The sequence below is a fragment of the Nonomuraea sp. NPDC050153 genome, assembly GCF_044460125.1.
GTDB lineage: Bacteria > Actinomycetota > Actinomycetes > Streptosporangiales > Streptosporangiaceae > Nonomuraea.
The window spans coordinates 103,579-127,134 of record NZ_JBITJQ010000001.1; the positions used below are offsets into that span (position 1 = coordinate 103,579).

A 23,556-nucleotide genomic window follows, 5' to 3' on the forward strand; every position below is an offset into this window, starting at 1 on the left:
GAGGTTCCACCATGACGATGTCCGCCCTGGGCGAGCCGTGCGTTCTGCTCAAGCTGGGCGAGATCGTCCTCAAGGGCAAGAACCGCGAGCTGTTCGAACGCCGCCTGATCAGCAACATCCGTGAGGCGCTCAAGTCGCTCGACCTCAAGCTCGACGTGCGCAAGCGGCACGGCGTGATCGCGATCTTCCTGCCCGAGGGCGCCACGGCCGAGCAGGCGGAGGCGGTGGCCCAGCGGGTCGCCGACGTCCCCGGGCTGGTCTGGATCCACCGGGCCTGGCGGGTCGCCAAGGACCCCGACGCCGTGCTGAAGGCCGGTCTCGAGCTGGTCGGCGAGACCGAGGAGGCCAAGCGGGGCGCCCGCTTCGCCGTCCGCTCCCGCCGCCGCGACAAGCGCTTCCCCCTGCGCTCCAACGAGCTCGACCGCCTCGTGGGCGGCGCGATCAACGACGAGTACGGCCTGCCGGTCGATCTGAAGAACCCCGAGCTGACGGTGTCCATCGAGGTCGACAGGGACGAGGTGTTCGTCTTCACCGGCGGCATCCCGGGCCAGGGCGGCCTGCCGGTCGGCAGCAGCGGCCGGGCTCTGGCGCTCATGTCGGGCGGCATCGACTCGCCGGTGGCGGCCTACCGGATGATGCGGCGCGGCCTGCACGTCGACTTCCTGCACTTCTCCGGCATCCCGTTCACCACCTCCGAGTCGATCTACAAGGCGTACGCGCTGGTCAAGAAGCTCGACCGGTTCCAGGGCAGGTCGCGGCTGTGGGTGGTGCCGTTCGGCAAGGCGCAGCAGTCGATCCGCACCTCCGGCCAGGACCGCCTGGCCGTGATCGCGCAGCGGCGGCTCATGCTCAAGACGGCCGAGGAGGTCGCCCACCGCATCCACGCCGCCGCGCTGGTCACCGGCGACGCGCTCGGCCAGGTCTCCTCCCAGACCCTGACCAACATCACCGCCCAGGACAACGCGGTGGAGCTGCCGATCCTGCGGCCGCTGGTGGGCTGGGACAAGACCGAGATCATGGCCGAGGCGCGGCGCATCGGCACGCTGGAGATCTCCGAGCTGCCCGACGAAGACTGCTGCTCGCTGCTGGCGCCCAAGCGGGCCGAGACGCGGGCCAAGATCGAGGACCTGAAGCAGATCGAGAAGCGGCTCGACGCCGAGGAGCTCTGCGTCCAGCTCGCCGACTCGATCCAGGAGTACACCCTCGACTAGCGCTCCCGCGCGGGGGCGCACCCGGATCGTCGCTCAGGTGGCGACCTTGAACGGGTCGTGCTCGGTCAGCAGCTTGTCCAGCCGCGCCTGGTCGACGCGCTTGGTGACCTCCGACTGCTCCTGCCGGTCCCGTACGACCTTGCACAGCGTGACCGTCGAGGTGACGACGTACAGCAGGCCGAGCCCGAGGAACGCCCTGACCCACCCCTCGACGGGCAGGTAGACCAGGGCGATCACCACGGAGGACAGCGAGACGGCGAACGACAGGATCGCCTGGGCGTAGAACGCGGTGGTCTGCGTGGGCTGGATGGGCTTTGTCATGCGGCCATCGTCACGCCGCGCGGCAGGCCGCCGCATGGGGGCACGTACTCAAGTTACTCCTGAGTACGGCCGGCCGCCCGGCTCGTGGCGGCGGCCGGCCGTACGCGCGGGATCGCTCGTGGCAGGTAGTGATACGGCATCGGATCAGCAGGTCAGACGGTGGCCGCGACCGCGGCGGACTTGCCGAGCAGCGCCGGGAAGTCGTTCATGACCTGGGCCAGCTCGCCCAGGTCGGTGTCGAGGAGGGCCTGCGGGCCGTCGCAGAGCGCCTGCTCGGGCTGCGGGTGCACGTCGATGATCACGCCGTCCGCGCCCACCGCGACGGCCGCGCGGGTCAGCGGCAGCACCAGGTCGCGCCGGCCGCCCGAGTGGGACGGGTCGATGATCACCGGCAGGTGCGACAGGCGCTGCGCCACCGGCACGGCCGAGACGTCGAGCGTGTTGCGGGTCGCCGTCTCGAACGTCCTGATGCCCCGCTCGCACAGCACGATGTCCAGGTTGCCGCGCTGGGCGATGTACTCGGCGGCCATGAGCCACTCCTCGATCGTGGCGTTCATGCCGCGCTTGAGCATCACCGGCCGGCCCGCCGCCCCGACCGCCTGCAGCAGCGCGAAGTTCTGCATGTTGCGGGTGCCGACCTGCAGCATGTCGGCGTACGAGGCCACCAGTTCCACGTCCTGGGCGTTCACGACCTCGGTCACGATCGGCAGCCCGGTCTCCTCGCGCACGTCGGCCAGGATGCGCAGGCCCTGCTCGCCCAGCCCCTGGAAGGCGTACGGCGAGGTGCGCGGCTTGAAGGCCCCGCCCCGCAGCAGCACCGCCCCGGCCGTCTGCGCCATCCTGGCCGCGTCCAGCGTCTGCTGGTGCGTCTCCACCGCGCACGGCCCCGCGATCAGCGTCACGGTGTCGGGGCCGATCGGCACGCCGCCCACGTGGACCGTGGAGCGTTCCGGATGGTTCTCCCTGCTGACCAGCTTGTACGGGGTCGACACGCGCATGACGTCGCGCACCCCGCCCATGCCGCGCAGCGCGACCGGGTCGAGCTGGGTCACGTCGCCGACCAGGCCGACGATCGTCCGTTTCACGCCCTTGCTGACGAAAGCCTCGACCCCGGCCGACTGGACGACCGACACGATCGCCGAGAGATCGTCCGCGGTGGCCTCGGGGCCCATCACGATCACCATCTGTGCTTCTCCTCTGTCCGAAAAAGATGCCCGAAACGACAGAAGGCCCCGGGTCCTGGTGGACCCGGGGCCTTCGTTCGCCTGTCTGCTAGCGCAGCGTCAGATGGCGAACGGACTCGGGTCCGTCGCCATACCAAAACAGGAACGCGTTGCGCATAGGCCCAAAGGATAGCGCACCGAACCCGCTCGCGAAGCCGCATCGATCCGATGGCAGGATGGCCCCAGACGGCGAGTCAGGTGAGGAGAGTGATCGTGGAGGAGTCGCGCCTGCCTCCAGGCCAGTACGTGCCGCGCGGCCGACCCGTGATCCACTACGGCAGGGTGCCCACGTTCAAACCGGAGAGCTGGGACTTCCGCGTCTTCGGCGCCACCGCCTCCGGGGAGCAGCACCAGTTCTCCTGGGGCGACTTCGAGGAGCTGCCGCGGGCCACCCGCATCGCGGACTTCCACTGCGTCACCAAGTTCTCGCTCATGGCCAACGAGTGGTCCGGCGTCACCCCGGCCACGATCCTGGAGGCCGCCCCGCCCGGGCCCGGCGTGCGCCACGTGATGATCTGGGCCGAGTACGGCTACAGCGCCAACCTGCGCATGTCCGACTTCACGGCCCCCGACACGCTGTTCGCCATGGAGCTCGACGAGAAGCCGCTCAGCCCCGACCGGGGCTTCCCGCTGCGGATCGTCGTTCCCCACCTGTACGCGTGGAAGAGCGTCAAATGGGTGCGCGGCATCGAATACCTGGCCGAAGATCGCCGGGGCTTCTGGGAGGAGCGCGGCTACCACAACCTCGCCGACCCCTGGCACGAGCAGCGCTACTCCTACCAGGAAGAACCCGGCGAGGGACCCCCCTAGACTTCACTCCTGGTTTTCCCCCGGACACGCTCTGTTTTGGCTACGGTTTTCCCCGTGCTGACCACCGCGTGCGTGGCGCTGTCCTCCTCCCTGGCCTCCTTGGCCTTCGTCGCCGGCTACGGGCTCGCCCGCGCCCGGTGGCGTCGTCAGGCGCTGCCGGAGGGTCATAGATCGGACGAGGCGACGTTCACCACGCTGCACATCGCCGCGATGGCCGCCCCCGCCCTGCGGAGCGGGCTCGACCGCGACTCGGCCCGCAAGGCCGTACGGCACCTGCGCACGCTGCTCGGCACGCAGGCCGTCGCCATCACCTCCACCGAGGCCGCGCTGGCCTGGGAGGGGCCGTGCACCGACGACGTGCTCACCCACGCCCGCGCCGCCCTGGCCGCGGGCCGGGCCCAGGTGTTCGCGGGCGAGCCGCACGGCGCGGTCGTGGTGCCGCTGACGGTGGACGGCACGGTCGTGGGCACGCTGGCGGCCTTCGACGGCGAGGTGAGCGCCGCGCTCGTGCGCACCGTCACGGAGGTCGCCCGCTGGGTGTCCGGCCAGTTGGAGCTCGCCGACCTGGACGCCTCGCGGCGCCGCGCGCTGGAGGCGGAGATGCGCGCGCTGCGGGCGCAGATCTCACCGCACTTCGTCTACAACGCGCTCACGACGATCGCCTCGTTCGTCCGCACGAACCCCAAACGCGCCCGCGAGCTGCTGCTCGACTTCGCCGACTTCTCCCGGTACGCGCTGCGCCGGGCGCACGACTTCACGACCCTGGCCGACGAGCTGACCTGCGTCGACCGCTACCTGCTGCTCGAACGCGCCCGCTTCGGCGACAAGCTGCGCTTCAGCATGCAGGTGGCGCCCGAGGTGCTGCCCGTGCCCGTGCCGTTCCTGTGCCTGCAGCCGCTCGTCGAGAACGCCATCAAGCACGGCATGCGCGGTCGCGGCGGCATGGGCGAGGTGCGGGTCGTGGTGCGCGACGCGGGCCCGGAGGCGCACATCACGGTCGAGGACGACGGCGCGGGCATGGACCCCGAGTGCGCGCGGCGGATGCTCGACGAGGACCCGGCCCGCGAGGGCAGCGGCATCGGGCTGGCCAACGTCGACCTGCGGATGCGCCAGATCTACGGCGACGGCTACGGGCTCGTCGTGGAGACCGCGCTGGGCGCCGGCACCAAGGTGCGGCTGCGGGTGCCCAAGAGATCGGCTTGCTCATTGTAGCCAATTCATTACACTACGCTGGCGTGTCGCTTGTGACCTTTGCTTTCATACGGAAGCGTGGAGGACATGCTGAGAGTCCTGGCCGTCGACGACGAGGTGCCCGCTCTGGAGGAGCTCGCCTACCTGCTGCGCCAGGACGACAGGATCGAACACGTCGCGACCGCCGCCGACGGCGTCACGGCGCTGCAGGACATGGTCCAGATGATCGGCGGGGGCGAGCGGCTCGACGGGGTGTTCCTCGACATCCGGATGCCCGGGCTCGACGGGCTCGACCTGGCCCGGCTGGTCGGCGGGTTCCCCAGCCCGCCCCGGCTGGTGTTCGTGACGGCGCACGAGGAGTGCGCGGTGCAGGCGTTCGAGCTGGAGGCCGTCGACTACCTGCTCAAGCCGGTCAGGGCCGAGCGCCTGGCCGAGGCCGTGCGCCGGCTGGAGGCCACCTCCCTGCCCGTGCCCGAGCCGGGGCAGGACGAGGTGATCCCGGTCGAGCTGGGCGGGCGCACCCGGTTCGTGCCGCAGCAGGCCGTCTGGTTCGCCGAGGCCAAGGGCGACTACGTGCGGCTGCACACCGTGGACGGCAGCTACCTCGTGCGCATGTCGCTGGCCGCGCTGGAGCGGCGCTGGGCGGATGCCGGGTTCATCCGCATCCACCGCAGCACGCTGGTCTCCGGGCGGCACGTCAGCGAGCTGCGCTTCGAGGGCGGGCGGGTGACGCTCACCGTCGGCACCGAGACGCTGCAGGTCAGCAGGCGGCACAGCCGGCAGGTGCGCGAGCAGCTCGTACGCCACCACAGGGGCGTGATCTCGTGACCGCGGAGCGGCGGGTGACCGTCTCCCGCAGTCCGGTCGCGCTCGGGCGCTCCCGCGACCGGTTCGACCCCGAGGAGGGCGGGCCCGGCGTGCCGGAGATCGTGGGCCGGCAGTTACGGCAGGCGCTGCTGACCGTGGGCGCCGTCGCGGCGCTGCTGGCGGGCGTCCCGGTGATCGCCGCGTGGGTGCCCGCGCCCTGGGCCTGGCTCGCGTTCTCGCTGGCCGTGCAGGGGCTCTGGGTCGTGCTGGCCGTGCTGCAGCTGAGACGCGCGGAGCGGCTGGAGAGGTGAGCGGGCTGCGGTGCGCGCGGCGGCTCGGACGGGCGGAGAGATGACCGTCGCGGTGCTGACCGGGATCGCCTTCGTGCTGGTTCTGGGCGTCATGGTGGGCGCCGCGCGACCACGCCGCTCCAGCGGCGTCTCCGACTTCTCCGCGGCGGCCAGGGCCGTCCCGCCCTGGTGGAACGGCGCCGCGATCGCCTCCGAGGCCACCTCGGCCGCGGCCTGCCTGGGCCTGGCCGGGCTCATCGCCACCCGGGGCGGGCCGATGTTGTGGTATCCGCTGGGGGCGACGGCCGGGTTCGTCGTCATCCTCGCCCTGGTCGTCGCCCCCCTGCGGCGCTCGGGGACGTACACGCTGCCCGACTTCGCCGAATGGCGGCTGAGATCGGTCAGGCTGCGGCGCTTCGCCACGTTCATCGTGCTCGTGATCGGGCTGGCGTTCATGGTCGCGCAGTTCCATGCGGCCGGGATGGTGGTGCGGCTGCTGACCGGGCTCCCGCCGTGGCTCGGGTGGGCGGCCATCGCCTTGGCGGCGCTGGTCGTGGCCTGCGCGGGCGGGCTGGGGAGCGTGACGAGCGTGCTGGCCGCGCAGTTCTGGCTGAAGCTGGTCGTGTTCGTCGGGGTGGGGGCGGTGTGCTGGTGGGCGGCGGGCGCGCGGCCGGTCACCTGGCTGGAGGGGGCGTACCGGGCCGGTGAGCCGGGGCTGGCGGGGACGGGCGACCCGTCGCTGCCCGGCGTGCTGACCGTGCTGGCGGCCTGCGCGCTGGGCACGATGGGGCTGCCGCACGTGATCGTCCGGGTCTACACCAACAGCGACGGGCGCGGGGCCAGGCGGTCGATCGTGGCGGCGCAGGCCATGCTGGCGGTGTTCTGCGTCGTGCCGCCGCTGTACGGGATTCTGGGGCACGCGCACGTGCGCGAGGGCGCGGCGGACGAGATCGTGCTGCTGCTGCCCGCCAGGCTGCTTCCAGGGGTCGTGGGGGACGTGCTCACCGGGGCGCTGGCCGCCGGGGCGTTCGCCGCCTTCCTGGCCACCACGGCGGGCGTGCTGGTGTCGGTCGGCGGAGCGGTGTCGGCGTGCCTGACCCGGGCCGGGGTCCGCGCCTTCCGCGCGGCCGTGTGCCTGGTGCTGCTGGCCGCGCTCGCCCTGACGGCGGTCACCGGGCCGCAGGCCTCGGTGGCGCTCGTCCTGCTCGGCTTCAGCCTCTCGGCGGCCACGCTCTGCCCGCTGCTGGTGCTCGGGATCTGGTGGCGGCGGCTGACGGACGCGGGGGTGGCGGCCGGGTTCGCGCTCGGCGGGGGCGTGACGGCGGTCCTGGTGATCGAGGAGCAGGCGGGCGTGAAGATGGGCGTGCTCACGTCCAGCCCCGTGCCGGTGGCCGTGCCGGTCGCCTTTGCCGCGATGGTGATGATTTCCCTGGTCACGCCGGGTCGGATGCCGCGCGGGGTGGGGCGGATGATGGCCAGGATGCACGTGCCCGAGCACCTCGCGGGCCCGCGGGGCTACCGCTCGTCGCAGCATGGTGACCGCTCATCGTAACAGCACTCTCCGTATGTCGATGACTACGGACCGTTCAGCGAGCTGTCCGAAAACAGGGTATCGCCCGCAAGATCGCGACCGTAGTGTTTCGGCAACGGAAAGCCAACCCGGCGCATCGGGGGGGACGAGCCGGGGGGCTCACGACAGGCCTGATGCGCCGACTTCACCGGTGACCGTGCAGGTCACCACGGCTGCCGGGCCCCCATCCGGGGGTGGGGCCCGCCACGCCGGTCACGTGAAGGGGCGCCTGCTGAGGCCCTCAGCCGGCCCCGTGATTCGGCCCTTCGGGGGCGGCCGGATCGCGCGAGCAGGCGCCCTTTTCACGATGCCCGAGTCACGATGCCCCGAGTCACGATGCCCGGGGCGGCGGGTCAGGAGTCGCGGAGCTTCTTCAGCAGGGCGATGTCCTCGGCGTGCTTGGGCGCCTTGCCCGGCGTCTCGATGCAGATCGGCACCCCCGCCATGGCGGGGTGGCGCATGAGGTCGGCGAACGGCTGGGCACCGATGTGGCCGGCCCCGATGTTCTCGTGCCGGTCCTTCTTGGCCCCGCACACGTCCTTGGAGTCGTTGGCGTGGATCAGCTTGAGCCGCCCGGGGGCGATCTCGTGCAGGGCGTCGAACGTCTCCTGCACCCCGCCCGCCGCCGCGAGGTCGTGGCCGGCGGCGTAGGCGTGGCACGTGTCGAGGCAGATGCCGGCGCGCGGGTGCCAGTCGAGCGCGGCCAGGTAGGGCTCGATGTCCTGGACGGTGGCGCAGAGCATGGCGCCCTGCCCGGCCATCGGCTCCAGCAGCAGGTCGGGCCCGCCGTCGGGGATCTCCTCCAGCAGCGGCAGCAGGTTTTCGCGCACCTGGCGCAGCGCGTCGTCGCGCGACTGCGTGACCGCCGAGCCCGTGTGCACCACGACCCCCTTGGCGCCGATCTCCGCGCCGCGCCGCAGCGTGTGGCGCACCAGCGCGATGGAGTTGGCCAGCGTCTCCGGGCTGGGCGAGCCGAAGTTGGCGAGATAGGGCACGTGGACGAACGTGTCGACGCCCGACTCGGCCAGCTTGGCGTCCTCGGCGGGTTTGCCCTCGGCCAGGGCCCAGCCGCGTGGGTTGGTCACGAAGACCTGGATCATCTCGGCGCCGATCTCGGCCATGTATTTCAGGCCGCCGGTCGCCAGGCCGCCCGTGACGAGCACGTGCCCGCCGATCAGGGATGTTGGGGTCATGATGGGTCTCAGTGTAGGCGCACGCCACGACAACCCGGCGGCCCGTACTGACCGGGCGCGTCGCCGCGCTGGTTGGATGATGACACGAAAAGTCCTGGCCGCGAAGGCGGCCGGTTGGGAGTTCTCGTGGATGGACCGGGCACGAGGCGGGTGTGTGTACTTCTGACATGCCCGAGACGCTGAGCGATTTCAACGCCAGGCCCGCGGCCGGCGCCGAGGAGGAGTTGCTGGCCTGCTGCGCCTCGCGCGCCTTCGCCGCGAAGGTGGCGGCGCTGCGGCCGTACGACGATCTCGACGAGCTCGCCGTGACCGCCGAGGCGGCCGTCCGCGACCTGGGGTGGGACGACGTGCTGGAGGCGCTCCGGGCGCACCCGAGGATCGGGGAGCGGGCGGCGGGCGGCGGCAGGGAGGCGTCGTGGTCGCGCCAGGAGCAGTCGGGAGTCGAGGACGAGGTGCGCGCGGCGCTCGCGGCGGGCAACCAGGCGTACGAGGACCGGTTCGGGCACGTCTACCTGGTCTGCGCCACCGGGCTCACCGGGGCCCAGATGCTGGCCAGGCTGCGCGAGCGGCTGGGCAACGACGAGGAGAGCGAGCGGGCGGCCGTGCGGGGCGAGCTGGCCGCGATCACCGCGCTGCGGCTGCGCAAGCTCGTGAAGGAGGGGACATGAGCTTCTCGACCCACGTGCTGAACGCGGTCACCGGCCTGCCCGCCCGGGGCGTCCACGTCCGGCTGGAGCACGAGGGCCGGCTGGTGGCCGAGGGGCGCACCGACGACGACGGGCGCATCAAGGGCTGGAACCCGGGAGCCGGCGTCCACCGGGTCGTCTTCGACACCGGGGCCTATCTGGAGGAGACGTTCTATCCCGAGGTCGTCGTCACCTTCATCGTCGCCGACCCCGGACGGCACTACCACGTGCCCCTGCTGCTCAGCCCGTACGCCTACTCCACCTACCGAGGGAGCTAGATGTCCATCAGGCTCGGACCCAACCGCTACGGCAAGGCGGAGACCAGGCTCGTCCGCGTGGTCAGGGACGGCCCCGTGCACCACGTGAAGGACCTCAACGTCAGCACCTCGCTCTCCGGCGCCATGGAGGCCGTCCACCTGACCGGCGACAACGCCGCCGTGCTGCCCACCGACACGCAGAAGAACACCGCGTACGCGCTGGCGAAGAAGCACGGCGTCGGCCAGATCGAGGAGTTCGCCCTCCTGCTGGCCAGGCACTTCGTGCGGACGCAGCCGACGGTCCACCACGCCAGGGTCGAGATCGACGAGTACGCCTGGACCCGCCGCGGGCCGCACTCGTTCGCCCGCGAGGGCGGCGAGGTGCGCACGTGCGTCGTCCACCACGACCGGGACGGCCGCTCCACCGTGGTGTCCGGGCTCAAGGACCTGGTGCTGATGAACACGACCGGCTCGGAGTTCCACGGCTACATCGTGGACGAGTACACCACGCTGCGGCCCACCACCGACCGCGTCCTGGCCACCGCCGTGGCCGCGCGCTGGCGGCACGCGGGGGAGACGCCCGAGTACGGCAAGTCGTACGAGCAGGTGCGCCAGTGCCTGCTGGACGCGTTCGCGGACACCCACAGCCTGTCGCTCCAGCAGACCCTCTACGCCATGGGCGAGCGCGCCCTGACCGCCTGCCCCGAGATCTGCGAGGTCAGGCTCGCCATGCCGAACAAGCACCACTTCGCCGTGGACCTGTCGCCGTTCGGCCTCGACAACGACAACGAGGTCTTCCACGCCGCCGACCGTCCTTACGGCCTGATCGAGGGCAGCGTGCTGCGGGACGACGCGCCCGACGCCGGATTCGCCTGGGAGTAGGGGATATGGACTTCTTGCGCCCCACGACGTGGGAGGAGGCGCTGGCCGCCAAGGCGGACCGGCCCGACGCGGTGCCCATCCAGGGCGGCACCGACGTCATGGTCGAGATCAACATGGACGTGCGCAGGCCCGCGGCGCTGCTCGACCTCAACCAGGTGGCCGAGCTGCGGGAGTGGGCCATGGTGAGCGGCCTGTGCCGGGTCGGGGCCGCGGTGCCGTACGCGCGGATCATCGAGGAGCTGGGCGGGCCGCTGCCGGGGCTCGCGCAGGCCGCGCGCACGGTCGGCTCGCCGCAGATCCGCAACCGCGGATCCGTCGGCGGGAACCTCGGCGCGGCCTCGCCCGCCGGCGACAGCCATCCGCCGCTGCTGGCGGCGGGCGCGGTGGTCGAGGCGGAGTCACGCGAGCGCGGCGTCAGGATGATCCCGGCCGACGAGTTCTACCTGGGGGTCAAGCGCAGCGCGCTGGAGCCGGACGAGCTGATCAGGGCCGTCCACGTCCGGCCCGCGACCGGGCCTCAGTACTTCTCCAAGGTCGGGACGCGCAACGCCATGGTGATCGCCGTGTGCTCGTTCGCGATCGCGCTGCACCCGGAGGAGCGGCGGGTCGGCACGGGGATCGGCTCCGCGGCGCCCACGCCGCGCCGGGCGCTGGAGGCGGAGGAGTTGCTGGCCCGCGAACTAGACTGGAGCGCGCCGCTCGATCCGGCGCTGACCAGGCGATTCGGGGAGCTGTGCGCGAGGGCCGCCGCGCCGATCGACGACGTGCGGGGCACGGCCGCCTACCGGGTGCACGCCATCGGCGTGCTGGCCCGCCGCACGCTGACCTGGGCCTGGAACGACCATCTGGGAAGGAGGGCCGCCTGATGCGCGTCACCTTCACCGTCAACGGCCGCGAGGAGATCGCCGACGACGTCTGGGAAGGCGAGAGCCTGCTCTACGTGCTGCGCGAGCGGGTCGGGCTCCCCGGCTCCAAGAACGCCTGCGAGCAGGGCGAATGCGGCTCCTGCACGGTCTATCTCGACGGCGTGCCGGTCTGCTCCTGCCTGGTCGCCGCCGGGCAGGCCGAGGGGCGGCAGGTGCGCACCGTCGAAGGGCTCGCCGAGGGGGACCGGCTCGACGCGGTCCAGGAGGCGTTCGTGGAGTGCGGGGCCGTGCAGTGCGGGTTCTGCACGCCGGGGCTGGTGGTGCAGGCGCACGACCTGATCGCGCGGGTGGGGCGGCCGTCCGACGCGGAGATCAGGGAGGCCCTGGCCGGGAACCTCTGCCGGTGCACGGGCTACGAGAAGATCATCGAAGCGGTGCGGCTGGCCGCGTCGCGGAAGGCGGACGCCGAGTGAGCCTGCTCATCGAGAACGTCCACATCGCCCCCGTCGCCGGCCCGGAGATCGAATCCGGATATATCAGGATCGAGGGGGACCGGATCGCGGAGCTGGGCCCCGGGCCCGCCCCAGGCGCGACCAGCCACCCGAACAGGATCGACGGCACCGGCTGCCTGGCCACCCCCGGCCTGGTCAACACCCACCACCACCTGTACCAGTGGGCCTCGCAGGGCCTGGCGCAGGACGCGACCCTCTTCGAGTGGCTGGTCGCCCTCTATCAGGTGTGGGCCGCCATGGACGCCGAAGTGGTCAACGGGGCGGCCACGGCGGGGCTCGGCTGGCTCGCGCTGTCCGGCTGCACCACCTCCAGCGACCACCACTACATCTTCCCCAAGGGCAGGGGCGACCTGTTCGCGGCCGAGATCGAGGCCGCCCGCGCGGTGGGCATCCGCTTCCACCCCGCCCGCGGCTCGATGGACCGGGGCGAGTCGCACGGCGGGCTGCCGCCGGACGTCGTGGTCGAGGAGCTGGACGAGATCCTGGCCGCCACGTCGGAGGCCGTGGACGCCTACCACGACCCGTCCTTCTCCTCGATGCTGCGGATCGCGGTCGCGCCGTGCTCGCCGTTCTCCTCCAGCGCCGAGCTGATGACCGAGTCCGCCGCCCTGGCCAGGGCCAAGGGCGTGCGCCTGCACACGCACGTCGCCGAGACCTCGGACGAGGACGAGCACTGCCTGGCCCAGTTCGGGCTGCGCCCGGTGGACTACATGGAGAAGCTGGGCTGGCTGGGGCCCGACGTGTGGTTCGCGCACTCGGTGCACCTGAGCGACGACGACATCGGCAAGCTCGCCGCCACCGGCACGGGCTCCGCGCACTGCCCCTCGTCGAACGGCCGGCTCGGCGCCGGCATCGCCCGCGTCTCCGAGATGCTGCGCCGCGGCGCGAACGTGGGCCTCGGCGTGGACGGCAGCGCCTCCTCCGAGCTGACGCCGCTCGTGGGGGAGCTGCGGCAGGCCCTGCTGTTCCAGCGTGCCGCGTACGGCCCCCAGGCGCTCACGGCCCGGCAGGCCCTGGAGATCGCCACGCTCGGCGGGGCCCGCAACCTCGGCCGCCAGGACGAGCTCGGCACCCTCGAACCCGGCAAGCTGGCCGACCTCGCCCTGTGGCGGGTCGACGGCGCCTTCACCTCGGCGGTGACCGACCCGGTCTGCGCGCTCGTCTTCGGGCCCCCGCCGCCCCTGGCCCGGGTGCTGGTCGGCGGCCGGGTCGTGGTCGAGGACGGCGAGCTGAGGACCGTCCCCCAGGACGCCGCCGGCCGCGCGGGCGCCCAGGCGCACCGCCGGCTGATGGGGCTGGCGCGGGAGCGCGGCCTCACCGCCGCCAAGGAGCTCCACTGACCAGGCGACTAAGGTGGGAATGTCTGAAACGAGCAGGAAGGCGATCCCGTGCCCGAGGAACTCCCCGCCGAGCGGCTGGCGCAGCTCAAGAACACTTTCGCGTCGATCGACACCGACGGCGACGGCTACATCAGCGAGGCCGAGCTGACGCGGCACTTCCCTGGTCTCCCGGCGGAGGCGCTGGGGGCGATGAGCCAGGCGGCCGACTCCGACCAGGACGGCCGCTACTCGCTGGAGGAGTTCATCCGCACCGTCTCCTGACGACCCCTCCGGGCGTGCCCCGTCAGCCGTGCGTGATGATGAGTCACGCCTTCCTGCCCGCTCGCACCGGGCAGGAAGGCGTGTCAGGACATTGTTCACCATCCTGTAGGGGTTCGTAGTGGTTCAGCAGGTTCTGATAGCCCCCGACAAGTTCAAGGGCTCTCTGACGGCGGCCGAGGTGGCCGCCCGGGTCTCCGCCGGGCTCGGCGTGCCCACCGTGGAGCTGCCGGTGGCCGACGGAGGCGACGGCACCGTGGACGCGGCCGTGGCCGGCGGGTTCGGCCGGGTCACGATCGAGGTCACCGGGCCCACCGGCGAGCGGATCCCCGCCTCGTACGCCTGGCAGGACGCCGACGCGACGGCGGTGGTGGAGCTGGCGGAGGCGTCGGGGCTGCGCCGCCTGCCCGGCGGGCACGAGCCGCTGACCGCCACCAGCCACGGCACGGGCGAGCTGATCGCGGACGCCGTGCGCCGGGGCGCCAAGCGCGTGGTCCTGGGGCTGGGCGGCAGCGCCTGCACCGACGGGGGAGCGGGCATGGCGCAGGCGCTCGGCGCGCGCCTGCTGGACGCCGACGGCGACGACCTCCCCCGGGGCGGGGCCGCGCTGAGGGGGCTCGCCCGGATCGACCTGTCGGGGTTCGCGGACGTCTCCGGCGTGGAGTTCGTGGTGGCCAGCGATGTCGACAACCCGCTCCTCGGGCCCCACGGAGCCGCCGCCGTCTACGGGCCCCAGAAGGGCGCCACCCCGGACGACGTCAAGACGCTGGAGGCGGGTCTGAGCCGGCTGGCCGCCGTCGCGACCGCGACACATGGGCTGATGGGGGCGGTCGAGCACGACAACACGCCTCGGGCCATGGGCGTGGCGGGGGCGCCGGGGGCCGGGGCGGCCGGTGGGGTGGGGTTCGCCGCGCTGGCGTTCCTGCACGCCGAGATCCGGCCCGGCATCGGCTACCTGCTCGACCTGCTCGGGTTCGGCGAGCTGGTCAAGGACGCGCGGCTGGTGATCACCGGTGAGGGGTCGCTGGACGAGCAGTCCCTGCGCGGCAAGGCGCCGGTCGGCGTGGCGCAGGCCGCGGCCAGGGCGGGCGTCCCCGTGGTGGCCGTCTGCGGGCGCCGTACGCTCACCGACGACGAGCTGCGGGCCGCGGGCATCGAGGCCGCCTACGCCCTCACCGATCTCGAACCCGACCCCGAACGCTGCATGGCCGAGGCCGGGCCCCTGCTCGAACGCCTGGCCGCGCGGCTGGCCGCGAACCATCTCGAAGGTGACTAGATGATCGACTTGGTGATCCGTTCCCGCCGCACCGTCACCCCCGAGGGGGAGCGGGCGGCGGCGGTGGCCGTGCGGGGCGAGAAGATCGCGGGCCTGTACGACTACGCCGCGCCGCTCGACGCCGCCGAGGACATCGACCTGCGCGACCTGGCCCTGCTCCCCGGCCTGGTCGACACCCACGTGCACGTCAACGAGCCGGGGCGGACGCACTGGGAGGGGTTCGACTCGGCGACCAGGGCGGCCGCCGCCGGAGGCGTCACCACGATCCTCGACATGCCGCTCAACTCCCTCCCGCCCACCGTGAACGTGGCCGCCTTCGAGGCCAAGCTGGCGGCCGCGGAGGGCAAGTGCCACGTGGACGTGGGCTTCTGGGGCGGGGCCGTGCCGGGGAACGTCAAGGACCTCGCTCCCTTGCGCGAACGCGGGGTCTACGGGTTCAAGTGCTTCATGTCGCCGTCGGGGGTGGAGGAGTTCCCGCCGCTCGGCGACTCCGAGCTGCGGGAGGCGCTGTCCGAGGTGGCGGCGGTCGGCGGGGTGATGGTGGTGCACGCCGAGGACCCGGCGCTGCTCACGGAGCCGGGCGGGCCGACATACCGGGAGTTCCTGGAGTCGCGGCCGGGGGAGTCCGAGCGCAGCGCGGTCGCGCGGGTGGTGCGGCTGGCGGCCGAGACCGGCGCCCGGGTGCACATCCTGCACGTCTCCAGCGCCTCCTGCCTGGACGTGCTGGGGTCGGCACAGGCCGAGGGCGTCGCGGTCACGGCGGAGACGTGCCCCCACTACCTGACGCTGGTGGCCGAGCAGGTGCCCGAGGGGGCGACCGCGTTCAAGTGCTGCCCGCCCATCCGCTCCGAGGCCAACCGCGACCTGCTGTGGGACGGGCTGGCCAGGGGCGTGCTGAGCTGCGTCGTGTCCGACCACTCACCCTCGCCCGCCGACCTCAAGGTGCCCGACTTCGCCGCCGCCTGGGGCGGCATCGCCTCGCTCCAGCTCGGCCTGCCGGCGATCTGGACGGAGGCGTCGCGGAGGGGGTACGGGCTGGAGGACGTGGTGCGCTGGATGTCCGCCAATCCGGCCTCGATGGCCGAGATTTCCGGAAAAGGCGGGATAAAGGCCGGTAATGATGCCGATTTGGTGGCATTTGATCCGCTGGCCGACCACCCCGTGGACGCCGCGCGGCTCCACCACAAGAACCCGGTCACCCCGTACCACGGCCGCGTGCTCAAGGGCGCCGTACTGACCACCTGGCTGCGCGGGCGGCCCGTGGACGGCGCGCCGCACGGGCGATTCCTGTTGGGAGAGCAGTAGATTTGCCGAGCTTCATCACCCTGCCGGACCTCGCCCTGCGCACGCTGGGCGGCTCCGTCGTGGCGGCCAGCGACGAGTCGTTCGCGGAGAAGGAGAGCCTGATCCGGCCGGGGCGGCCCGGCTTCCGGGCCGAGACGTTCGGGAGCAAGGGGCAGGTCTACGACGGGTGGGAGACCCGCCGCCGCCGCTCACCCGGCCACGACTGGGCCCTGGTACGCCTCGGCCTCCCCGGCGTGATCCGCGGCGTGGTGATCGACACGGCGTGGTTCAAGGGCAACTACCCGCCCCACGCCTCCGTGGAGGCGGCCGCGATCGAGGGCCACCCCTCCCCGGCCGAGCTCGAGGCCGCGCCGTGGGCGGAGATCGTCCCCCGGTCCGAGCTCACCGGCGACAGCGAGCACCGTTTCGCCGTCACCGACGAGCGCCGCTTCACCCACGTACGGCTGAACATCTTCCCCGACGGCGGCGTCGCCCGCCTCCGGGTGCACGGGGAGGCCCGGCCCGACCTGTCCGTGTACGACGGCCTCGGCCTCGACCTGGCCGCGCTCGCGAACGGCGCCCTGGTCACCGCCTGCTCGAACGAGTTCTACTCGGCCCCTAACAACGCCATCGCCCCGGGCCTGGCCCGCCACCAGGCCGAGGGCTGGGAGACCGCCCGCCGCCGCGGCGACGGGAACGACTGGCTGCTCATCCGGCTGGCCGAGCGCGGCGTGATCGGGCTGGCCGAGATCGACACCACGAACCTGCTGTTCAACGCGCCGGGCTCGGTCTCGCTGACGGGCCTGGACGGCGACCGGGAGGTGGAGCTCCTCCCGCGGACTCGCCTCCAGCCCGACACCCCGCACCGCTTCCGCCTCCACCACCCGGACCCGGTCACCCACGTGCGGGTGGACATCTACCCGGACGGCGGCCTGGCCCGCGTGCGTCTCCACGGCCACCTCGCCACCCCCTGACCAGGCGGCGTTCCGGCCTTCGGCCGGAGGCGCCTCACTGCCAGAGGACGACCGTGCTCCCCTGCGGCCGCTCGCTGTTGGGCAGCGGCCGCTGGAACTGGACGACCCCGCGGTTGCCCAGCCGCTGCACCCGCACCTTGAACCCCAGCGCCTCCAGCTCCGACTTGGCGTCCCTGACCTCCTTGCCGATCACCGCCGGCACCAGGGCGAACTGTGAATCGTCGCGGGCCTCGTCGTCCCTGTCGCCGTTGAACCAGTCCCAGAAGTCCGTCTGGCACCGCGCCACCGTGACCATGACCTGCGCGCCCTTGTCCACCTCGGACTTCGCCTTCGGCGCCTGCGCGATGACCGTGCACGGCTCGGCGTCGTCGTCCACCTCGTTGACCTGCACCTGGAAGCCCAGCCCGCCGAGATATTGGGCGGCCTCGTCCTTGGGCATGCTGCTGACGTCGGGCATCACCAGGCCGGCGCTGACGTAGATGTCGATCTTGGCGCCCACCCGCACCTTCTCGCCGACCTGCGGCGAGGTGCGGATGACCTTGTCGCGCTCGACCTCCTGGTCGGCCAGCCGCTTGACGACGCCCACGGTCAGCCCGGCACTGGCGATCTTGTCGCGGGCCTGGTCGCCGGTCATGCCCTCGGTGTTGGGCACGGCGACGCGCTTGGGCCCGAGCGAGGGGACCAGCGTGATCGTGGTGCCCTTCTCGACCTCGGTGTCGGCCGCCGGGTCGGTGCGGAGGATCAGGCCCGCGGCCAGCTTCTCGTCGTTGACGCCGTCGGCCTCCTGCACCTTGAGGCCGGCCGCGGCGGCGCTCTGCTTGGCCAGCGCCATGTTCTTGCCGACCAGGCTGGGCACGGAGACCATCTCGGGCTGCGCGAAGTACCAGCCCGTCAGCCCGACCGCGACCACCATCACCCCGGCGAGCGCCACCAGGAACCAGTTCGGCCTGAACCCCGGCCGCCGCCGCGACGCCGGCGCCTCCGCCCGCGGCTGGATCAAGGTGTGGGCGGGGGCGGGCTGGGGCGCCGAGGCGGCGCCGGAGGCGTTGAAGACCTGCGTCCGGGCGTGCGGGGCCGCAGGGCCCTGCGGGTGGGAGCCCGGCGGGTTGGTCAGGCGCGGAAGCATCCGGTGCGCGTCGACGGCGGCCACGAGCATCGCGGTGGCGTCGGCCGGGCGCTGGTCCGGCTCGCGGGCCGTCGCCTGGGCCACCAGCGTGTCGATCAGCGGCGGCACGTCGGGGACGACCGAGGACGGCGCGGGCACGGTGTCGTGGACGTGCCGGTAGGCCACCGACATAGGCGTCGCGCCGTCGTAGGGCTGCTGGCCGGTGACCAGCTCGAACAGCATGATGCCCGCGGCGTAGACGTCGCTGCGCACGTCGGCGGCGCCGGTGGTGACCTGCTCGGGCGCCATGTAGCCGATGGTGCCGATCATCACGCCGGTGCGGGTCTGGTTGGTGGCCTCGATGGCCCGGGCCAGGCCGAAGTCGACGACCTTGACCCGGCCGTCGTCGGTCATCAGGACGTTCTCCGGCTTCACGTCGCGGTGGACCATGCCCGCCTGGTGGGCCGCGCCGAGGGCGGCGAGCACCGGGATCATGATCTCGAGCGCCTCGCGGGCGGGCAGCCTGCCGCGCTCGCGCAGGATGTCGCGCAGCGTCTTGCCGGGCACGTACTCCATCGACAGGTAGACGACGTCATTGTCGGTGCCCTGGTCGAAGACGTGCACCACGTTGGGGTGTGAGAGGCGGGCGACCGACTTGGCCTCGCCGATGAACCTGCGCACGAACGACGGGTCCTCGGCCAGCGAGGAGTGCATGACCTTCAGCGCCACCGTCCGGTCCAGGCGGACGTCCAGCGCGAGGTAGACGGTCGCCATACCGCCCCGGGCGATCCGGCTCTCGATGCGGTAGCGCCCATCGAGGAGCCGCCCGACCAGGGGGTCCGCAGTCGTCGTATCCACCCCGCCGAGTTTACGGGCGTTTTGCCACTGGGAGGGCCCCACCGCCCGAAACCGATACTGAGACGTTCCCGTTGGAACGTCCCAGCTCCTCGCGCACCACTCAGGTCACGGCGTCATCGGCGAGGAGGCCTCGGCGTAGCGCCTGCGCGGGATGCGGCCCGCCAGCCGCGCCAGCCGTCCCGCCGCCACGGCCCCCTTCATCGCGGCCGCCATGAGATCGGGCCGCTGCGCCCTGGTGACCGCGGTGGCCAGCAGCACGGCGTCGCAGCCCAGCTCCATCGCCAGCGCGGCGTCGCTGGCCGTGCCGATGCCCGCGTCGAGCACCACCGGCACGGACGCGGCCTCCACGATCAGCTCGATGTTGTGCGGGTTGCGGATGCCGAGGCCCGAGCCGATCGGCGCGCCCAGCGGCATGACGGCCGCGCAGCCCACCTGCTCCAGCCGCCGCGCCAGCGCGGGGTCGTCCCCGATGTACGGCAGCACCACGAACCCGTCGGCCACCAGCCGCTCCGCGGCGTCGAACGTCTCGATCGGGTCGGGCAGCAGCGTCCGCTCGTCGGCGATGACCTCCAGCTTGACCCAGTTCGTGCCGAGCGCCTCCCTGGCCAGCCGCGCCGTCAGCACGGCCTCGCCCGCGGTGAAGCAGCCCGCCGTGTTGGGGAGCACCTTGATGTCCCGCTCGCGCAGCACGTCCAGGACGGACCCGGGGGCGCTCGGGTCGAGCCGCCGCATGGCCACCGTGGTCAGCTCGGTGCCGGACGCGGCCAGCGCCTGGTCGAGCACGTCGAGCGAGGGCGCGCCGCCGGTCCCCATGATGAGCCGGGAGGAGAACTTCTCCCCGGCGATGATCAGTTCATCCACCTTGCACCGCCGTCAGAACCTCCACCCGGTCACGGTCGCTGAGCGCCGTCGTCTCCCACGAGCTCCGCGTGACCACCTCGTCGTTGACGGCCACGGCCACCCCGGTGGTGGCCGTGGTCAATGTGCGTACGGCCTGCGCCACGGTCATGCCGTCGGTCACCTCGTGCGAGGCCCCGTTGATCGTCACAATCATGAAATTTCCCGAAATCTCCCAGGCGTGCACAACGCCGCCAGCTCGCCCTCTTCGCCCAGCAGGATGTCCGCCGTGAGCGGCGCCAGGAGCACGCCGCCCCGGTGGTGACCGGTGGCCAGCGTCAGCCCCGGGGTGCGGCTCGGGCCGATGAGCGGCAGGTTGTCCGGCGTACCCGGACGCAGCCCGGCCACCACGTCGGCGACCTCCAGCTCGGTGACGCCCGGCACCAGCTCCCTGGCGTCCCGCAGCAGCTCGTAGAGCCCGCCCGCGGTCACCCTGGTGTCGAAGCCCATCTCCTCCTGCGTCGCCCCGACCACCAGCTCGCCGTCACCCCGGGGGACGAGATAGACCGGCGTGCCGTGGACGGTGCCGCGCACGCACCGCGTGAGCAGTGGCTGCGGCGAGCGCAACCGCATGATCTGCCCCTTCACCGGCCGCACCGGCACCTCGGCCAGCCCGGCGCTCCACGCCCCGGCCGCCAGGATCACCCGCTCCGCCGGCAGCTCGGATCGCCGGCCGTCGCCGCCGGGCGGCTCCAGGCGTACCCCCGTGACCCGGGCGCCGTCGCGCAGCAGCTCGCCCACCCGGGCCCGTACCAGCGGGACTCCCTGCCGGTCGAGCGCGGCCAGCAGCGCCGCCGTCACGCGGCGCGGGTCCACCCAGGAGTCGCCGGGGGCCAGCAGCCCGCCCCGCGCCGAGGGGGCCAGCATGGGCTCCAGGCGGCGGCACTCGCGGCCGGTCAGCCGCTCGACGGGCAGCTCCAGCTTCTCCAGGTACGCGGCCAGCTCGTCCAGCGCGGCCAGGTCGTCCGCCCCGAACGCCACGTCGAGCGTCCCCTCGGAGCGCAGGTCCAGGGCCTCGGGGCCGGCCAGCCCCGCGTCGGCGGCCAGCTCGGCGGCGAAGGCCGGCCAGCGGCGCAGCGACGCCACCCCGAGCCGCAGCAGCGGCGCCTCGGTGTAGGTGACCTCGCTGATCGGCGCCAGCATCCCCGCCGCCGCGTGCGAGGCCCCCGAGGCGGGGGCCGGGTCCACCAGGGTGACGGGCCGCCCCGCGCGGGCCAGCCGCCAGGCCGCGGAGAGCCCGACGACCCCGCCGCCCACGATCACATCCATCCGCGCTCCCTTCGCCGGCATGATCCGGATCAGGTGTCTTGCGGTCGAAGGCCCGATGGCAGCCTTCCTCTCAGCCCGGTCACGGCCGGACTCCCGCGCGTCTTACGTCCTCCAGCCTACGGCCTCGCTGCGACGCCCCGACACCGCCCCACGTTAGGGTCATGAACGTGAACCGAGTCGTGGTGGTGGGAGCTGGGCTGGCCGGAGTGCGCACCGTGGAGGCGCTGCGCACGCGGGGGTTCGAGGGGAGGGTCACGCTGATCGGGGAGGAGCGGCATCGCCCCTACGACCGTCCGCCCCTGTCCAAGGCCGTGCTGTTCGGCGACGCCGACACCAGCTTCGTCGACACCGACCTGGCCGCGATCGACGTGGAGTTCCAGCCCGGGGTCAGCGCCAAGGCGCTGCGGGAGGGGGTCGTCGAGACGACCGAGGGCGAGATCGGCTACGACGGGCTGGTCATCGCCACCGGCGCCGAGCCGATCAGGCTGCCCGGCGACGGCCCGCAGCACGTGCTGCGCACGCTCGACGACGCCCACGAGCTCAGGGCCATGCTCGTCCCCGGCGCCCGCGTCGCGGTCATCGGCGCCGGCTGGATCGGCGCGGAGGTGGCCACGGCCGCCCGCCGCGCCGGGTGCGCGGTGACCGTGATCGAGGCCGGCCCGGCGCCGCTCGCCGCGGCGGTCGGCGCCGGGATCGGGGCTCGCACCGAGCGCTGGTACGACGGCATCGACCTGCGGCTCGACACCATGGTCGACTCCGTGGACGAGGGCGGCGTGCGGCTGGTGGGCGGCGAGTTCGTGGACGCCCACGTGGTGGTCACGGGCATCGGCGTGCGCCCGGCCGTCGAATGGCTCACCGGCGCCGACATCGACCTGCACAACGGCGTCGTCGTGGACGAGCACCTGCGCGCCTCCCTCCCGAACACGGTGGCCGTCGGCGACTGCGCCGCCTGGTGGTCGCGTCGCTGGCAGACCAGGCTCAGGGTCGAGCACTGGGACACCGCGCTCAACGCCCCGGAAGTGGCCGCCGCGAGCCTGCTGGGCGAGGACGTCGCGTACGATCCCGTTCCGTACTTCTGGTCGGAGCAGTTCGGACATATGGTGCAATACGCCGGTCATCATTTGGCAGGGGAACGGCTGATCTATCGCGGCGAGCCCGAGGGCAAGTGGTCGGCCGTCTGGCTCACGGCCGACGACGTTCCCGCAGCGGTGCTCGCCGTGGACCGGCCGCGGGACCTCGTACAGGGGCGTAGAATCATCGGCGCCGGACACCGTCTCGACGTGGAACGCCTGGTAGATCCAGAAGTCTCCCTACGGGATTGTGTTGTTTGAGCAAGCACGGCATGTGGTAGTTGTGGTTTCGTGACGCTTTCTGTTGCACAGATCGACCGGGAGACCGACCAGCTCGTCGACGAGTGGCTCACTCTCCCCGAAGTGGCCTCGCGCCTCGACCTTTCGATCGGGCGGGCCAAGCAACTCCTCAAGGACCACAAGCTGCTCGGCGTTCGCCGGGGGAGCGGCGGGCCGCAGGTGCCCGCGGTGTTCCTCGATGGAAAGGATGTGAGGAAGGGCCTGCCCGGCACGCTGACCGTGTTGCTGGACGCCGGCTACGACGACGTCGAGTCGCTGCGCTGGCTCTTCACCCCCGACGAGTCCCTGCCCGGATCGCCCATCGAGGCGATCAAGGCCGGCCGTCACACTGAGGTCAAGCGGCGTGCCCAAGCCCTCGGTTTCTGAGGCCCGCCTCTATCTCTGCACCGACGGCCGCCGCGACCGCGGCGACCTCGCGGAGTTCCTCGACTCGGTGCTGGCCGGCGGCGTGGACATCATCCAGCTGCGGGAGAAGGGTCTGGAGGCTCGCGACGAACTCGCGCTCCTCGAAATCTTCCGCGACGCCTGCGACCGGCACGGCAAACTCCTGGCCGTCAACGACCGGGCGGACATCGCCTACGCCGCCCGCCCCGACGTGCTCCACCTGGGGCAGGACGACCTTCCTGTGACGGTCGCGCGAGAGATACTCGGCGACCACATCGTCATCGGACGGTCCACCCACTCCGTGGCCGAGGCTTCCGCCGCGGCAGCGGAGCCGGGCGTCGACTACTTCTGCTGCGGCCCCATCTGGCCCACGCCCACCAAGCCCGGCCGCCCGGCCCCCGGCCCGCCGCTGCTCCGGCACGCGGCCGCGCTGGAGACCTCGCGGCCGTGGTTCGGGATCGGCGGCATCGACCTCGCGAACCTGGACGAGGTGATGTCGTACGGCGTGCGCCGCGTGGTGGTCGTACGGGCGATCACGGACGCGGAGGATCCGGGCGCGGCGGCGGCGGAGTTCGCCAAACGCCTGTCCACCCTCTGACCGCACAAGGCCCTCTGACCACACGAAGCCCCATGATCACAGGAGGCCTGGCCACACCAGGCCTCCTGGTCACAGGGGTTCCCCGACCGCAGGGTCCCCTGGTCGCAGGGGCTTCCCGCCTGCC

General features: G+C 72.5%; 26 protein-coding genes and 1 riboswitch. Of the genes, 19 read left to right on the forward strand and 7 right to left on the reverse strand.

Annotation, left to right across the window (positions count from 1 at the left end):
- Nucleotides 1-11 precede the first annotated feature (11 nt).
- Nucleotides 12-1,211 (forward strand): tRNA uracil 4-sulfurtransferase ThiI, encoded by a 1,200-nt coding sequence (thiI, locus tag ACIBQ1_RS00530; protein WP_397273789.1) that lies wholly within the window; start codon nucleotides 12-14, stop codon nucleotides 1,209-1,211.
- 33 nt (nucleotides 1,212-1,244) lie between these two features.
- Here the strand turns inward: thiI and ACIBQ1_RS00535 are convergent, their stop codons facing one another.
- Nucleotides 1,245-1,532: a YiaA/YiaB family inner membrane protein gene (locus ACIBQ1_RS00535; protein WP_397273790.1), complete on the reverse strand. Its 288-nt coding sequence runs from the start codon at nucleotides 1,530-1,532 to the stop codon at nucleotides 1,245-1,247.
- Nucleotides 1,533-1,684: 152 nt separating this feature from the next.
- Nucleotides 1,685-2,716: a 3-deoxy-7-phosphoheptulonate synthase gene (gene aroF, locus ACIBQ1_RS00540; RefSeq protein WP_397273791.1), complete on the reverse strand. Its 1,032-nt coding sequence runs from the start codon at nucleotides 2,714-2,716 to the stop codon at nucleotides 1,685-1,687.
- A gap of 252 nt (nucleotides 2,717-2,968) precedes the next feature.
- Here aroF and ACIBQ1_RS00545 point away from each other — a divergent pair, with 252 nt between their 5' ends.
- From ACIBQ1_RS00545 to ACIBQ1_RS00565, 5 genes are all read left to right on the forward strand, one after another.
- Entirely contained in the window at nucleotides 2,969-3,565 is a 597-nt protein-coding gene (locus tag ACIBQ1_RS00545) for a molybdopterin-dependent oxidoreductase (protein WP_397273792.1), read from the forward strand.
- 54 nt (nucleotides 3,566-3,619) lie between these two features.
- Entirely contained in the window at nucleotides 3,620-4,777 is a 1,158-nt protein-coding gene (locus ACIBQ1_RS00550) for a sensor histidine kinase (RefSeq protein WP_397273793.1), read from the forward strand.
- A gap of 66 nt (nucleotides 4,778-4,843) precedes the next feature.
- A complete protein-coding gene (locus ACIBQ1_RS00555) occupies nucleotides 4,844-5,584 on the forward strand; it encodes a LytR/AlgR family response regulator transcription factor (protein ID WP_397273794.1) in 741 nt (246 codons plus the stop codon).
- On the forward strand, nucleotides 5,581-5,874 hold the full coding sequence (locus tag ACIBQ1_RS00560; protein WP_397273795.1) for a hypothetical protein: 294 nt from the start codon (nucleotides 5,581-5,583) through the stop codon (nucleotides 5,872-5,874). Before ACIBQ1_RS00555 ends, ACIBQ1_RS00560 begins: the two co-directional genes overlap by 4 nt.
- A gap of 40 nt (nucleotides 5,875-5,914) precedes the next feature.
- The gene (locus ACIBQ1_RS00565) at nucleotides 5,915-7,405 is read left to right on the forward strand and encodes a cation acetate symporter (protein ID WP_397273796.1); all 1,491 of its coding nucleotides are present in this window, start codon (nucleotides 5,915-5,917) and stop codon (nucleotides 7,403-7,405) included.
- A 371-nt stretch (nucleotides 7,406-7,776) separates the two neighbouring features.
- Here the strand turns inward: ACIBQ1_RS00565 and ACIBQ1_RS00570 are convergent, their stop codons facing one another.
- Nucleotides 7,777-8,616, reverse strand: a complete 840-nt coding sequence (locus ACIBQ1_RS00570) for a deoxyribonuclease IV (RefSeq protein WP_397273797.1) — start codon at nucleotides 8,614-8,616, stop codon at nucleotides 7,777-7,779.
- Nucleotides 8,617-8,783: 167 nt separating this feature from the next.
- Here ACIBQ1_RS00570 and uraD point away from each other — a divergent pair, with 167 nt between their 5' ends.
- The 10 genes from uraD (at nucleotide 8,784) to alc (ending at nucleotide 16,951) form a co-directional block, all read left to right on the forward strand.
- Nucleotides 8,784-9,284 (forward strand): 2-oxo-4-hydroxy-4-carboxy-5-ureidoimidazoline decarboxylase, encoded by a 501-nt coding sequence (uraD, locus tag ACIBQ1_RS00575; protein WP_397273798.1) that lies wholly within the window; start codon nucleotides 8,784-8,786, stop codon nucleotides 9,282-9,284.
- Nucleotides 9,281-9,580: a hydroxyisourate hydrolase gene (uraH, locus tag ACIBQ1_RS00580; RefSeq protein ID WP_397273799.1), complete on the forward strand. Its 300-nt coding sequence runs from the start codon at nucleotides 9,281-9,283 to the stop codon at nucleotides 9,578-9,580. Before uraD ends, uraH begins: the two co-directional genes overlap by 4 nt.
- Nucleotides 9,581-10,441 carry a factor-independent urate hydroxylase gene (gene pucL / locus ACIBQ1_RS00585; protein ID WP_397273800.1) on the forward strand — a complete coding sequence of 287 codons (861 nt, stop codon included), beginning with the start codon at nucleotides 9,581-9,583 and terminating at the stop codon, nucleotides 10,439-10,441.
- Nucleotides 10,442-10,446: 5 nt separating this feature from the next.
- Nucleotides 10,447-11,307, forward strand: a complete 861-nt coding sequence (locus ACIBQ1_RS00590) for an FAD binding domain-containing protein (protein ID WP_397273801.1) — start codon at nucleotides 10,447-10,449, stop codon at nucleotides 11,305-11,307.
- Nucleotides 11,307-11,780, forward strand: a complete 474-nt coding sequence (locus tag ACIBQ1_RS00595; RefSeq protein WP_397273802.1) for a (2Fe-2S)-binding protein — start codon at nucleotides 11,307-11,309, stop codon at nucleotides 11,778-11,780. The genes ACIBQ1_RS00590 and ACIBQ1_RS00595 overlap by 1 nt, the downstream gene beginning before the upstream one ends.
- Nucleotides 11,777-13,159, forward strand: a complete 1,383-nt coding sequence (locus tag ACIBQ1_RS00600; protein ID WP_397273803.1) for an 8-oxoguanine deaminase — start codon at nucleotides 11,777-11,779, stop codon at nucleotides 13,157-13,159. The genes ACIBQ1_RS00595 and ACIBQ1_RS00600 overlap by 4 nt, the downstream gene beginning before the upstream one ends.
- A gap of 48 nt (nucleotides 13,160-13,207) precedes the next feature.
- Nucleotides 13,208-13,420 carry an EF-hand domain-containing protein gene (locus ACIBQ1_RS00605; RefSeq protein WP_397273804.1) on the forward strand — a complete coding sequence of 71 codons (213 nt, stop codon included), beginning with the start codon at nucleotides 13,208-13,210 and terminating at the stop codon, nucleotides 13,418-13,420.
- A 118-nt stretch (nucleotides 13,421-13,538) separates the two neighbouring features.
- Nucleotides 13,539-14,693, forward strand: coding sequence for a glycerate kinase (locus ACIBQ1_RS00610; protein WP_397273805.1), 1,155 nt, complete (start codon nucleotides 13,539-13,541; stop codon nucleotides 14,691-14,693).
- The gene (allB, locus tag ACIBQ1_RS00615) at nucleotides 14,694-15,998 is read left to right on the forward strand and encodes an allantoinase AllB (protein WP_397273806.1); all 1,305 of its coding nucleotides are present in this window, start codon (nucleotides 14,694-14,696) and stop codon (nucleotides 15,996-15,998) included.
- A 2-nt stretch (nucleotides 15,999-16,000) separates the two neighbouring features.
- Nucleotides 16,001-16,951: an allantoicase gene (gene alc, locus ACIBQ1_RS00620; RefSeq protein ID WP_397273807.1), complete on the forward strand. Its 951-nt coding sequence runs from the start codon at nucleotides 16,001-16,003 to the stop codon at nucleotides 16,949-16,951.
- Between the two features lie 34 nt (nucleotides 16,952-16,985).
- On the opposite strand, the gene pknB is transcribed toward alc, so the two are convergent.
- From pknB to thiO, 4 genes are all read right to left on the reverse strand, one after another.
- Nucleotides 16,986-18,914 (reverse strand): Stk1 family PASTA domain-containing Ser/Thr kinase, encoded by a 1,929-nt coding sequence (gene pknB, locus ACIBQ1_RS00625; RefSeq protein ID WP_397273808.1) that lies wholly within the window; start codon nucleotides 18,912-18,914, stop codon nucleotides 16,986-16,988.
- A 105-nt stretch (nucleotides 18,915-19,019) separates the two neighbouring features.
- A complete protein-coding gene (locus ACIBQ1_RS00630) occupies nucleotides 19,020-19,775 on the reverse strand; it encodes a thiazole synthase (protein WP_397273809.1) in 756 nt (251 codons plus the stop codon).
- Nucleotides 19,768-19,968 carry a sulfur carrier protein ThiS gene (thiS, locus tag ACIBQ1_RS00635; RefSeq protein WP_355365143.1) on the reverse strand — a complete coding sequence of 67 codons (201 nt, stop codon included), beginning with the start codon at nucleotides 19,966-19,968 and terminating at the stop codon, nucleotides 19,768-19,770. Before thiS ends, ACIBQ1_RS00630 begins: the two co-directional genes overlap by 8 nt.
- A complete protein-coding gene (thiO, locus tag ACIBQ1_RS00640) occupies nucleotides 19,965-21,080 on the reverse strand; it encodes a glycine oxidase ThiO (protein ID WP_397273810.1) in 1,116 nt (371 codons plus the stop codon). Before thiO ends, thiS begins: the two co-directional genes overlap by 4 nt.
- A riboswitch (TPP riboswitch) is annotated at nucleotides 21,070-21,187 on the reverse strand. (Overlaps the previous gene by 11 nt.)
- Before the next feature lie 54 nt (nucleotides 21,188-21,241).
- Between thiO and ACIBQ1_RS00645 the strand changes: the two genes are divergently transcribed.
- From ACIBQ1_RS00645 to thiE, 3 genes are read left to right on the forward strand one after another with little or no spacing between them, the layout of a single operon-like run.
- The gene (locus ACIBQ1_RS00645; protein WP_397273811.1) at nucleotides 21,242-22,411 is read left to right on the forward strand and encodes an NAD(P)/FAD-dependent oxidoreductase; all 1,170 of its coding nucleotides are present in this window, start codon (nucleotides 21,242-21,244) and stop codon (nucleotides 22,409-22,411) included.
- 30 nt (nucleotides 22,412-22,441) lie between these two features.
- Complete coding sequence (locus ACIBQ1_RS00650; protein WP_397273812.1) at nucleotides 22,442-22,816, forward strand: Rv2175c family DNA-binding protein; 375 nt, start codon at nucleotides 22,442-22,444, stop codon at nucleotides 22,814-22,816.
- Nucleotides 22,794-23,432, forward strand: coding sequence for a thiamine phosphate synthase (thiE, locus tag ACIBQ1_RS00655; protein WP_397273813.1), 639 nt, complete (start codon nucleotides 22,794-22,796; stop codon nucleotides 23,430-23,432). Before ACIBQ1_RS00650 ends, thiE begins: the two co-directional genes overlap by 23 nt.
- Nucleotides 23,433-23,556: the final 124 nt, after the last annotated feature.